Genomic DNA, 13,065 nt, shown 5'->3' on the forward strand with positions numbered 1-13,065 from the left:
AAAAGGAGAAAAGCTAATTTATATGACCATTATAGAGAAAGGTTGTTAGGTTTTTAAACTTTGACGCTCTTACCCTGTGGAATAAGCCAAATACATGCAAAATACAAGCGAAATATGCTATCATAGGGGCCATGTAATAAGGGTTTAAGAGGACCTTCTAATGAGCGTTGATGCCAGTTATGATTCAAGTAATATTAAAGTCCTAAAAGGGTTAGATGCAGTAAGAAAAAGACCTGGAATGTATATTGGTGACACTGATGATGGCACTGGTTTACATCATATGGTTTTTGAGGTAGTAGATAACTCTATTGATGAAGCGTTGGCAGGTTATTGTAAAGAGATTTTTGTCACCATTCATTCAGATGAATCAGTTACAGTAAAAGACGATGGGCGTGGAATCCCTGTAGATATTCATAAGGAAGAAGGACGTTCTGCTGCGGAAGTAATTTTAACGATTTTGCACGCAGGCGGTAAGTTTGATGATAACTCCTATAAGGTTTCCGGTGGTTTACACGGAGTGGGTGTTTCGGTAGTAAATGCTTTATCCGAAGAATTGCACCTAACTGTGCGCCGTCATGGCAAAACCCACGAGCAACACTATCGTAATGGGGTGCCAGATGCACCGATCGCCATAACTGGCGATGCCAGCAATACTGGAACCATGATTTGGTTTAAGCCCAGTGCGGAAACTTTTTCTAATATTGAGTTCCACTATGATATTTTAGCGAAGCGTTTACGCGAATTATCTTATCTAAACTCAGGTGTATGCATTCATTTATTTGATGAGCGCTCACAAAGACAAGATACCTTCCATTATGAAGGGGGAATTCAAGCTTTCGTAGAACATTTAAATAAAAATAAAACGGTAATTACTCCAGTTGTCTTTTCTATGATAGCTGAAAAAGAAAACATCACTGTTGAATTATCAATGCAGTGGAATGATTCTTACCAAGAAACACTATATTGCTTTACCAATAACATCCCTCAACGTGATGGGGGAACGCATATGGCAGGCTTTAGAGCGGCTTTAACGCGTACATTAAATAATTACATTGAAGCTGAAGGCTATGCCAAAAAAGCTAAAGTTTCACCTACTGGTGATGATGCTCGCGAAGGCTTAACCGCAGTTTTATCGGTAAAAGTACCTGATCCAAAGTTTTCTTCACAAACCAAAGACAAGTTGGTTTCATCTGAAGTGAAATCAGTAGTTGAATCCAGCGTTTCAGAAAAATTGAATGATTTTCTTTTAGAGAACCCAGCAATTGCGAAAGCCATTGTGGGTAAAATTATTGATGCCGCGAGAGCGCGCGAAGCAGCGCGTCGAGCACGTGAAATGACTCGTCGTAAAGGGGCATTGGATATTGCTGGTTTGCCTGGGAAGTTGGCAGACTGTCAGGAAAAAGATCCTGCCTTATCTGAATTATACCTAGTGGAGGGCGATTCTGCGGGTGGTTCAGCTAAACAAGGGCGCGACCGAAAATTCCAGGCAATTTTGCCGCTTAAAGGTAAGATCCTAAACGTTGAAAAAGCACGTTTTGATAAAATGCTTGCTTCTCAAGAAGTTGCTACCTTAATTACTGCCCTAGGTTGTGGTATTGGCCCAGATGAGTACGATCCAGATAAAGTACGTTACCACCGCATTATCATCATGACCGATGCGGACGTTGACGGTTCACATATTCGTACCTTATTACTTACGTTTTTCTATCGACAAACACCGGAGCTTTTAGAGCGTGGCTACATTTATATTGCTCAGCCACCCCTATATAAAGTGAAACGTGGAAAGCAAGAACAGTATGTGAAAGACGATGAGGCCTTATTTGATTACTTAACTCAAAGTGCTCTGGATTCAGCGGCGTTTTATCCTTCAAAAGAATCTCCACCGATTATGGCTGTAGCTTTGGAAGAACTCGTTCAGCAGTTTAGACGCGTTGAGAAAATTATTAAACGCTATAAACGTAGATATCCTAGCGATATCCTGAAGCGCGTTGCTTACCTTCCTGTCTTGCATAATGAAGACTTTAACAAGGAAGAAAAAATTGCAAATTGGTGCAAACAATTACATCTTGGCTTGCAACAACTTGATAATAAAACGGAACATTATCAAGTAGCGTCTCATGCCTTACCAGAAAGCAATCTATTTGTGCCAAGAATTACGATGACACAGCATGGAATGGATCATTATATCTTAATGAATGCTGAGTTTTTCTACTCTAAAGATTACAAGGAAATGGTTTCTTTAGGCACTAAATTAGCTAGTTTGGTGGAAGAGGGCTCCTTTGTTAAGCGTGGTGAGAAAGAACAATCAGTTGAAAATTTCGAACAGGCTTTAGACTGGTTAATGGATGAAGCGAAAAAAGGCCAAACCATTCAGCGTTATAAGGGGCTTGGTGAGATGAATCCCGATCAGCTGTGGGAAACAACGATGGATCCTGATGTGCGACGTATGCTGCAAGTAACTATTGAAGATGCGGTGGCGACGGATGCCATATTCACCACCTTGATGGGCGATAATGTGGAACCCAGAAGAGACTTTATTGAAATGAATGCCTTGGAGGCAGGAAATATCGATGTGTAGTTCTACTGTGAGAGCTTAAATGATGTAACCTGGTTGCTTGCAACCGGGTTACATTTTTTTGTATCAGTATCCCGCCTTAGTACTAAGAAAAACCTGGTTGCGAGCTAACAGGTTAATAATTCCATCACTGCCAGATGATTAATAATTGTTCAGGTACATTAAATTACGTATAAATGCAAAATACAAATAAATTACTCTCTATTGTTAAAAAAAATATACTAAACTAATAGAAAAACAGAAACATATTAATAAGTTAAAGGTGGTGCTTATGGATTTCACCGGTTCAGGACAGTCTGATGTGCTTAAGGCTATTTATAATGCGCATATTTTTTCCGGCATAGGAATTGTGGAACAGAAAATGCTGGCTGATAAAAGTGTGGTCACCCGTTGCCCTGCTGAAGAAATCATCATCGAGCAGGGTGAAATAGGGGATAAGCTTTATATTGTTATTGAAGGCCAGATGTTGGTTTCAGTAAAAGATATTAATGTAGGGCGCAGACGCGTTAACACACTGGGGCCTGGAGATGTATTCGGGGAAATCGCCATTTTACGACGTATTCCCAGAACGGCGCGTGTAAGTACAATCACGGCATGTAAATTTCTGTCAATTAATGCACATGATTTTTTTGATGCGTATCAATATTTTCCGCCTAAAGCTCGTGATAATATCCAGTTAGTCATTGCAAAACGTTTGGCGCAATTAGGTACACATGCACGGTAGGAAAAAGGTGGGGGCAAAAGAACAGTGCTGCCTCCATGCAGCGAAGTACAATCCATGTACTTGTCCCTTTAATTTTGACATCCTGTCAGACATATCCATGTCATCCCTTTGAGCTTTAAGTATAACCTGTCTGTGCTTATTGTCATTGGGCCGTTGGAGCAGCACAATGTAAGATATTTCTCAAAGAGTGAGGGATATTGTCTTGCCTTTAAGCTTGCGGTGATTGTACTATCTTGAGTTTTCTTGGGTGAGAGCGATCATTAAGGTAGCGCCTATGGCTAATGGCGCTACCTTAATGCCATTACGCGGATTTAGGTTGTTGTTGTGTGATGCAGTGAATACCACCACCGCCAGCAAATACATCCAAGGCATCGATTTGGCTTATATGATGATTGGGATAGAGCTTAGTGAATAATTCATAAGCAGCTTTATCTTGAGCCTCATAGCCAAAAGCGGGCATCACAATACCATTATTAGCTAAATAGAAGTTGATATAGGATAAAGTCAATCGTTCACCGTGCATGTAGGTTGCTGGTGGCTGCTCGATGGTATAAACCTCTAATTTTCGTCCTTGGGCATCCGTTGCCGCTTTAAGAATCTCCATATTTTCTTGCAAGGTTGCATAATTTGGATCTTCTTTATCGTGAGTAATCAGGCAAAGAACCTTGCCTGGGGCGATAAAGCAGGCTATTTCATCGATATGGCCATCGGTTTCATCACCTAGTAATCCTTTGTTTAACCAAATAATTTGTTTGGCGCCAAGAAAATCAAATAGATACTGTTCTATTTCTTGTTGGCTGCGTTGTGGATTACGGTTTTCGTTAAGTAAACATTCACGGCTCGTTAAAATAGTGCCTTCGCCATCAACATGAAAGGAGCCTCCTTCCATCACCAAGGGAGCAGAAAAAGATAAAGCCTTAGTTTTACTAATGACGGCAGCTGAGATTTTATTATCCAATGCACAATCTGCATAATTCCCACCCCATGCATTATGAATCCAGTTTACCCCTGCTAATTTATGCTCCTTATTCAACAAAAAAGTAGGTCCTGTATCGCGAGTCCAGGAGTCATTAATCGGTAAGGTTTGAATACTTACGTTATCCTTGCATAACTCTTTGGCTAAGTCCTCATCTCCTGGATTTACGAGCATGGTTACCGGCTCATATTGGGCGATTGAATTGGCTACCAGCGCATAGGCCTTGCGTGCTTTATCTAAGCCTATTTTAGACCATGTCTCAACGTGACAGGGCCAAGCCATCCAGCATTGCTCATGTGGGTGCCATTCTGCAGGCATAAAAAAACCACTTTGTTTTGGTGTCATTATTTGTTACTCCGTATGCTCAGCATCAAGATAGGTTAGTTGGGAAAAAACACTTCTTAATTCATTCAGATAAAACAAGGTTTTTTCTCGAGATAGCCCAGCTTGGATAAGTTGTTTTTCATAGGATTGACTCAGTTTCTTAGTATCAAAATGAGCCAAATCCAGTACGTTAGTGACCGTATCCCCACTGACTAAATCATTTAATTCAAAGCTGCCGTCATCAAAAAGCTCGACGTCTAATGAATTTGTATCCCCAAATAAATTATGCAAATTACCTAAAATTTCTTGGTAAGCGCCCACTAAGAAAAATCCTAGCGCATAGGGGTTGTTGTTGTCATAAGGGGGCAGCATTAACGTTGAATTTACCCGAGAGCTACCTAAATATTCTTTAATCGTACCATCCGAATCACAAGTTAAATCTTGTAAGATACAGTGCATTTCCGGGGCTACGTCCAGTTGCGAAATCGGAGCGATGGGGAAAATTTGCCCAATAGCCCAAGCATCGGGAATGGATTGGAAAAAGGAAATATTACAAAATATTTTTACCGCCATATCTTCATTGATTTTTAATAACAAGGCTTGCTCACTGGGATTATCCTCCGTTAAGCGCTCTTTGAGTTCCATGCAAATATTGGTATAAAAAGATTCAACCTTTGCTTTCTCCTGCATGCTAATTACCCCATGTTTAAATAGGGAGTGTGCTTCGTGCAGTGAGTGTACCGCATAGTTATAGATTTCGATTGGTGAACTGTTGGTGATTGCCTGATAGGTATCATAAATATCACGAATCACGTGCGAATCTTCTTCTTCAATACCGGGTAATACTGGGTATTTATCAACCATTTCTATATCTGAAATATCGGCAATAACCACGGCATGATGCGCTGTTAAGGCACGACCGGATTCAGAAATGATGTTGGGTTCGGGGATTTTCGCATCAAAACACAGGTGTTTTATGGCCAGTAAAATATGCGTCGCATATTCATTGAGGTTGTAATTCATCGAACAACCTTTATTTGAGCGCGTTCCTTCATAATCCACACTAAGTCCGCCACCTACGTCAATAGTATTGATTGGTGCATTTAATTGGCGAAGTTCGACGTAATAACGTGCTACTTCTTGCATGCAATGGCGAATATCGTGAATGTTGGCAATTTGCGAGCCTAAGTGGCAGTGCATTAATTGCAAGCAATCCAACATATTATTCGTCTTTAATTGGGTAATTAATTCAAGCACTTGCTTGGCATTAAGGCCAAATTTTGATTTTGAGCCACCACTATTTTCCCATTTGCCTGCGCTTTTACTCACCAGGCGAATGCGTACCCCAAGGGTCGGTTTAATTTGTAAGCGTGCGGATTCTTTTAAAATAATATCCAGTTCGGATTTCTTTTCAATAACAATAAAGACCTGATGCCCCATTTGTTGTGCGATTAATGCAGTGCGAATATAGCTACTGTCTTTATAACCATTACAGACAATGGTGCTTGATTGGTTACTGAGCATGCCAATTACGGCCATCAGCTCAGGTTTTGAGCCTGCTTCCAGGCCAATAGAATTATTGGGTGATTTTAATAACTCTCTGACCACACTTTGCTCTTGGTTTACTTTAATGGGATAAACCAATTTATAAGATCCGGAATAATCACTTTCAGCGATGGCATCAGCAAAGGCTTGATAGATACGATGGACGCGATCATGCAATATATCGGTGCAACGAATTAATAAGGGCAAATGTAGGCCGGTTCGACGAGCGGCATCCACAATGGCCTGGAGTTCCACCCCTTTTTTTCCAGGTGCTTGGCTTATTTCAATATTCCCTTTGGAATTGACACGGAAGTATCCCTCACCCCAGTTTTCAATATTATATAAATTTGTTTCAGTTAATGAATTACTGTTCATATGGTTTGAAATTCCAAAAAAATTAACGAGCGTTAATGAGCTCTTGATAGGTTTCAGGTTCACGTTGTTGGGCAAAAGGAAATAGGCGTCCCCATAATGTCCGTTGGCTAAAATCTAATTCGGCAACCAGTACTGCAGGTTGATTACGTGGTGCTTGCGCTAAAATTTCACCCATCGGCGTACTAATAAAGCTGCTGCCGTAAAACTCAAGATTGTCTTCACAGCCAATGCGGTTGGTCGCGATAACAAAAGTATTGCTCATGATTCCTTGGGCAATCATCACTTTCTGCCACATGGGTTGGCTGTCAAAACCAGGTGCAGTTGGCTCGCCCCCAATTGCGGTAGGATAAGTTAATATTTCTGCCCCTTTTAAACCATAAATGCGGGATAATTCTGGGAACCATTGATCATAACACGTTGGTAAGCCCCAGCGATGCCCTGCTATTTCATGCACTGGGTAGTTTGAGTCCCCGGGTTTAAAGTAAAAATCTTCGTGGTATTTTTCACCTCTGGGAATGTGTTGTTTACGCGTTATGGCTATAAGATCGCCCTGATTATTATAAGCCACGGCCGTGTTATAGCCTGCTTTTTCAAATAAGGATGAGGTAATGGCAACATTATAGGCCTTAGCGACTTTGCTGACGAATTGAGCAGTAGGGCCTGTATGAATGTCTTCCTTATAAGGGGTGCCATCGACATCAGAGCGAGTACAAAAATAGGGGCTTAGGGTTAATTCTTGCAGACAGACAACGGTGGCGCCTTGTTGTGCTGCAGTTTGAATTCCTGCTTCCAGCGTGTCTTGGTGTTCTTTGGGATTCTCGTGCCATTTTTCTTGGACGAGTCCCACGGTTAATTTATCGGACATTCAAATACTCCTATACCGCAGTTATGGATCGTAAGAAGCCCTTACAATGTAAGGGCAAAGAAGTTTAAAAATAGGGCTAAAAAAATAAATCATATGCTGTTATTAATGCTTTGGGTATCTTGAGATGTGCTTGTAATAGACGTTGTTGGCGGGGACGCTAGGGATGTGCCGTACATACTGTTGCTATTGGTACCAATAGAAATACGTTTGGCATTCATTTCCTTAGCTATAAGATGAAATGGGTCGGCGCTATTAAACACAGATGAAGTTAATAGTTCTAATTTATGGCGGATTTCCTGTCGCACTTCAAAATCGTTCTTCGACAATTTGCTACCAATTTCTGCTTCGTGTCCTGCTAAATCTTTGGCGATCATCGTAGAATATTTGAGGCAGTTATCTCTGCTAAACTCGCGATCGGTAAAAAATACTTCCGGTGTCTTACCGAGTAAGCACTCTAGATTACGTTTAAAGGAAAAAGCGGCCTTGATCTCTTCTGCCAGAGCACTTTTTGAAAAAATATTATCGATGTTTTGGGCTAGCTTGCTGCGGGCACTTTCTGGCGTTAATAATGCGAGGCGTTCGGCAATGGCTATTTCATTTTTTTCTACTACTTCGTATGCTAAATCATTAAAGCGTTGCAGCAGGTCAGGAGTATTTTTTTCTAATAAAAATGCATGAGGTTCTGTATTTCGGTTATCCAGGATGCTGAGAAGACGTATTTTGACCTGTAGGGCTGCGTCAAGTACCAAATAAAAACAGGTATTATCTTGTATTGGCGAGTATAAGGCTTTTGCGGCGTTTTTTAGCTCAGTTAATTTATCCTGTGGGCAGCCGCTTACAAGCTTAATGGCAAACTCTAATTGTTCATCTTCTGATAGTTCTGTATCTAAGATATTTTGGTGCTCTGCGAAGATGTCTCCAGCATCGACATCAAATAATTCATAAGGTTTTTTATGTTCTAATAACTCAACACGACTATAGGTCATTTAAATCTCCTTAATGTTAATGGTTGGAAAGTTTCCTACATCGCTACAGTGTTACAACTAGGGGCAAAAAGGCCCTAAGTATTTTAAAGTTCTTTGGCGATAAATAAAAACTATGTCTAAACTTATAAAACATAGGTTTATGTGGTTTAGATCGCACGTGCATTAAGCATTTAAATCTCCAAAAAACCAAGATTTAAATTTGTACAGCTATAGTAACGGAATAAAGTACAGCTGTCATGAATTTAAGCTAAAGTTTTCAGAGAAAATGTCGAATAAGTTATTAGATGCACGTTTTGCCTTTTAAAAATACAATAACAACAAGGAGTGGGCAATGTCTAAAAATCATTTATTACAAGACCCCTTTTTAAATGAGTTGCGTAAAGAAAAGGTGCCTGTTTCCATTTTTTTAGTCAATGGAATTAAATTACATGGCGTTGTGGATTCTTTTGATCAGTATGTCGTGATGTTAAAGAACTCCATTACCCAAATGGTTTATAAACATGCTATATCTACAGTAGTACCATCAAGAGCGGTAAAAATTCCTAGCGAGGATGGAACTGGTGGAAGCGAGGGAACTGTGGCAGACTAGGCATTTTTTAACAACATAAATTGGGATACCTCAATTTATCCTAAAAAAAGCAGTGGGTTTGCACTAATATTCCTCGCTTTTTTTAGGTTAGTTGGCCTTTTTTGTCGGAGAATAAGTTTTGTTTGAACGTCCGCAAGGTGGTGAACGAGCGATCCTCGTGCAATTGGCGCTGCCTGGGGTTGATGCTGAAAAGGCATTACAAGAATTTGAAGAGTTGGCATGTTCAGCGCAGGCTGAAATACTTGATTGTGTCTTAGGTACTCGTGCGACACCTGAAGCCAAATATTATATTGGTAAAGGTAAAGCGGAAGAACTTGCGCAGCTGGTTAACGCTTTGGATGCCGAATTAGTTTTGGTCAATCATGAATTATCTCCCTCACAAGAACGTAACTTAGAACGTTTGTTGGCGTGTCGGGTCGTTGACCGTAGTGGTCTCATTCTCGATATTTTTGCCCAACGCGCTCGTACTTTTGAAGGTAAGCTACAGGTTGAGTTGGCGCAGTTACAGCATTTATCTACCCGCTTAATCCGTGGTTGGACCCATTTGGAACGTCAAAAGGGCGGTATTGGTTTACGTGGTCCTGGTGAAACCCAGTTGGAAACCGACCGACGCCTATTACGCGAGCGGATTAAATACATTAATAAACGCTTAGAAAAAGTACGCTGTAGTCGGGATCAAAACCGCCAGGCTCGTCGTAAAGCCTCCATGCCAACGGTCTCGTTGGTTGGCTATACCAATGCGGGTAAATCAACCTTATTTAATGCTTTAACTGGGGAAAGTATTTATGTCGCCGATCAATTATTTGCGACGCTAGACCCTACCATGCGTCAATTAAGTTTACCGGGTTCCTCTCCGGTTATCTTGACGGATACGGTTGGTTTTATTCGCGATTTACCACACCATTTAGTTGAAGCCTTCCGCGCGACGTTGGAAGAAACTCAACAAGCGGATTTATTATTGCATGTTATTGATATTTCCGATCCGCATTGGCGTGATACTGTGTCTTCGGTGCAACAAGTATTGGATGAGTTGGGGGTATTGGAAGTTCCCGTCATTCACGTGTTTAATAAAATTGACTTGAAAGAAGATTGGGTGCCTAAGATTGATTACAACCAGGAATGGTGCAAGGTATGGATTTCTGCGGCGGCTAATCAAGGTTTAGATTTATTAAAGGAGGCCATTAGTGCCCAGTTGTATGGTGCCATCTTGATTGAGGATATTCTTTTGAAACCCACACAAGCAAAACTTCGAGCTCAGCTTTATGAGCTTGGGGCGATTTTAAATGAATCGATTAGTGATGAGGGCAATTGGCTGCTTAAAATTCGCATTACTCAGGCACAAAAACAACACTTATTTTTAAGTGAGACATCATAATAAGCTGCTTTTTTTACCCTTTTGGTTTTGATATTCCTGATAAGTAATTAAGAATGCCTTTTTAACTTGATCCTTATTGATATTGATTGCTAAACTGTGTTCGTCATTATCATCGGGCGTAATGTAGGTACGCACTAGAGTTTGCAGATGTGCGTCAAATTTTTTATCATTAAATTTTGGATCTATTTAGTCGGTAGCTGTCTTTTAAAAACCAATAGAATTCTGGTATCTGTTTTGATATAAAATAGCTTAAAAATTCTTTCTTTTTATCCGTTGTAATAAAACCTTTAATGTGATGGCATAAACACTATTTACTCTCGTTGCACATGAAACTTATCCTTGTTTAATGTGTATAAAATTAGCGATTTGCATTTAATAATGGTTTCATGTCTATGAGTTGATCAACTGGTTTATCGAATTTTATTTATGAACACGCCAATAGACGCAGAAATTTCAGAACTACGAAAAATAATTCATGTGGATATGGATTGTTTTTATGCGGCTATTGAAATGAGAGATAATCCTTTGTTACGCGATAAACCCATTGCCGTTGGGGGCTTGGCTAATCAACGTGGGGTTTTATGTACCTGTAATTATCTTGCCCGTGACTATGGGGTACGTTCGGCCATGCCTACGGCAAGAGCCCAGCGTTTATGCCCTAATTTAATTGTATTGCCTGTAAATATGAGTAAATATCGTGAAGTATCTCGGTCGATTAATGCCATTTTTCTTCGCTTCACCGATTTAGTGGAACCTCTCTCTTTAGATGAAGCCTTTCTTGATGTCACTCATTCTCCTGATTATCAAAACAGTGCCACGCGTATGGCTCAAGCTATTCGTCAGGCTATTTTTCAAGAACATGGACTAACCGCATCGGCAGGAGTAGCTCCCAATAAATTTTTAGCAAAAATTGCCAGTGCTTGGCATAAACCAAATGGTTTATTTGTGATTACCCCGGAACAAGTAGATGATTTTGTTAAAACTTTAGCGATTGATAAATTATTTGGCGTAGGCAAAGTAACCGAACAAAAATTACACAACTTAAACATTTTTACCTGCAAGGATCTCTATCGATATTCGTTGTCATTTTTAACGGACCATTTTGGGAAGTTTGGTCAGCAGCTGTATTATCAAGTACGCGGAATTGATAATCGTCCGGTGCAACCTAATCGTGTACGAAAATCCTTGAGTGTAGAAAAAACCTTGCTGTATGATATTGTTGAACCAGACCGTGCAATAGCTATCATTCGTGAGTTATATGAGGATTTAATTTTACGTATACAGGAGCATGCTGCTGGTTTATTTATAAAAAATCAGTTTATAAAAATCAAAACCAGTGATTTTAAAGTTCTATCGGCAGAGATTAAAAGCACTCAGCCTAATCTGGAATTTTATATGGAATTATTTCAGCGAATTAGCGTACATCATCCTAAACCTATCCGCTTACTGGGTTTAGGGGTGCATTTTCAACAACAACCTGTAGAAGAAGAGCCGTATTATCAAATATCTTTGTTTGATTAGACTTAACCCGCCATGGCCTCTTCTAAGGCCCTAACATCTTGACCACCATAGAGCGTATTCACCAACTCCCCTTTGGGGTTAAATACAAAAGTAACAGGCACTCCGGTAATATCACCTAAGCCCAACGCAAAGGAGGGATCGGAACGTAGAGAAGGGTATAGGATGTTCAATTGTCTAATTAATCGATGTTGTTTATCCAGCGGTAGCGCATCATAATTTACGGCAAATAAGGCTGAATCATGCTCATGCTTGCGGTAAAAACGGTTAAGTTCAGGGATTTCTTCAACACAGGTTTTACACCAGCCAGCCCAGAAATTAATTAGTACCCATTTTCCTTTCAATGAAGCAAAAGAAATATCCTGCCCTTGAATATCACGCAGTAGCACATCAGCTTGGCTTGCTGTAGTTATCGTCATTAATAGGGCAGCAGCGATTAATGTTTTAATTAGTGAATTCATGATTTACCTTAGTAGCAGGGGATTTCAAAATGGGGATATTATAGTGAATTCGCTATAAAAAAATAATACTATTTTTTAAAGTAGGTAATATTTTTTACAAATAAGCGTCTATACTTCTCTATGATTTCAACATAACTAAGGAAAGTAATCATGTACAAGAAAATTTTAGGAACACTCGCATTAGCATTTTCTTTAATTCTTTGCCCAACTGCATTTGCAAATAATGCATGTGGCGAAGGCATGAAGCAAATGTTGGGGTCTTTAAAGCTTGATGATTCACAAAAGGAAAAAATTAAACCTATTTTGGAAGGCATGAAATCAACCATGCAACAAAGTGGGGCGCAGATGAGAGATTTAAGTAAACAAATCAATGAGCAAGCTAGTTCACCAAATATGGACCAATCTGCGGTGAGTGCTTTAATTGATAAAAAGACTAAGCTTCTTGGCGATATGATCAACGCTAAAGTTACTGCTAAAAATCAAATTTATGCAGTGCTTAATGATCAACAAAAAGCTCAATTACAAGGTATGATGAAAAAAATGGAAGAGAAAATGGCAGAGAAATTTAAAAGCTGTCATGACGAAGAATAATCTTTCTGTCGATTATTTCCATGTCAAGGCATCCAGAATATTCTGGATGCCTTTTTCTTTAGCCAAAGCCATTTAAACCAAGCCTTGAATTTTGTATGCACTGCATCCATCTAGAAAATGCCACGGTGGGAAAACGTTTTTTTTTGAACTATGCTTAAATT

The 13,065-nt window shown here is 39.9% G+C and carries 11 protein-coding genes; 6 read left to right on the plus strand and 5 right to left on the minus strand.

The annotated features are described in order from the left end of the window. The first annotated feature begins 160 nt into the window (after positions 1-160). A complete protein-coding gene (gyrB, locus tag ACQY7T_RS06755; protein WP_428412188.1) occupies positions 161-2,578 on the plus strand; it encodes a DNA topoisomerase (ATP-hydrolyzing) subunit B in 2,418 nt (805 codons plus the stop codon). 268 nt (positions 2,579-2,846) lie between these two features. Then, positions 2,847-3,299 (plus strand): cyclic nucleotide-binding domain-containing protein, encoded by a 453-nt coding sequence (locus ACQY7T_RS06760; RefSeq protein ID WP_428412189.1) that lies wholly within the window; start codon positions 2,847-2,849, stop codon positions 3,297-3,299. Between the two features lie 301 nt (positions 3,300-3,600). On the opposite strand, the gene ACQY7T_RS06765 is transcribed toward ACQY7T_RS06760, so the two are convergent. The 4 genes from ACQY7T_RS06765 to ACQY7T_RS06780 form a co-directional block, all read right to left on the minus strand. Then, entirely contained in the window at positions 3,601-4,620 is a 1,020-nt protein-coding gene (locus tag ACQY7T_RS06765; protein ID WP_428412191.1) for an agmatine deiminase family protein, read from the minus strand. Positions 4,621-4,626: 6 nt separating this feature from the next. Continuing rightward, the gene (gene speA / locus ACQY7T_RS06770) at positions 4,627-6,519 is read right to left on the minus strand and encodes a biosynthetic arginine decarboxylase (protein ID WP_428412192.1); all 1,893 of its coding nucleotides are present in this window, start codon (positions 6,517-6,519) and stop codon (positions 4,627-4,629) included. 22 nt (positions 6,520-6,541) lie between these two features. Continuing rightward, on the minus strand, positions 6,542-7,384 hold the full coding sequence (locus tag ACQY7T_RS06775) for a carbon-nitrogen hydrolase (RefSeq protein WP_428412193.1): 843 nt from the start codon (positions 7,382-7,384) through the stop codon (positions 6,542-6,544). Between the two features lie 89 nt (positions 7,385-7,473). Continuing rightward, a complete protein-coding gene (locus ACQY7T_RS06780; protein ID WP_428412194.1) occupies positions 7,474-8,370 on the minus strand; it encodes a lpg0008 family Dot/Icm T4SS effector in 897 nt (298 codons plus the stop codon). A gap of 331 nt (positions 8,371-8,701) precedes the next feature. Between ACQY7T_RS06780 and hfq the strand changes: the two genes are divergently transcribed. The 3 genes from hfq (at position 8,702) to dinB (ending at position 11,855) form a co-directional block, all read left to right on the plus strand. Next, complete coding sequence (hfq, locus tag ACQY7T_RS06785; protein WP_428412195.1) at positions 8,702-8,959, plus strand: RNA chaperone Hfq; 258 nt, start codon at positions 8,702-8,704, stop codon at positions 8,957-8,959. Between the two features lie 118 nt (positions 8,960-9,077). Next, the gene (gene hflX, locus ACQY7T_RS06790) at positions 9,078-10,334 is read left to right on the plus strand and encodes a ribosome rescue GTPase HflX (protein WP_428412196.1); all 1,257 of its coding nucleotides are present in this window, start codon (positions 9,078-9,080) and stop codon (positions 10,332-10,334) included. 450 nt (positions 10,335-10,784) lie between these two features. Further along, positions 10,785-11,855, plus strand: coding sequence for a DNA polymerase IV (gene dinB, locus ACQY7T_RS06795; RefSeq protein WP_428412226.1), 1,071 nt, complete (start codon positions 10,785-10,787; stop codon positions 11,853-11,855). Positions 11,856-11,857: 2 nt separating this feature from the next. On the opposite strand, the gene ACQY7T_RS06800 is transcribed toward dinB, so the two are convergent. Next, positions 11,858-12,313 carry a TlpA family protein disulfide reductase gene (locus ACQY7T_RS06800; protein WP_428412197.1) on the minus strand — a complete coding sequence of 152 codons (456 nt, stop codon included), beginning with the start codon at positions 12,311-12,313 and terminating at the stop codon, positions 11,858-11,860. A gap of 150 nt (positions 12,314-12,463) precedes the next feature. Here ACQY7T_RS06800 and ACQY7T_RS06805 point away from each other — a divergent pair, with 150 nt between their 5' ends. Continuing rightward, positions 12,464-12,904, plus strand: a complete 441-nt coding sequence (locus ACQY7T_RS06805; protein WP_428412198.1) for a Spy/CpxP family protein refolding chaperone — start codon at positions 12,464-12,466, stop codon at positions 12,902-12,904. Positions 12,905-13,065: the final 161 nt, after the last annotated feature.

This window comes from Legionella sp. (genome assembly GCF_965140895.1).
Lineage (GTDB): Bacteria > Pseudomonadota > Gammaproteobacteria > Legionellales > Legionellaceae > Legionella.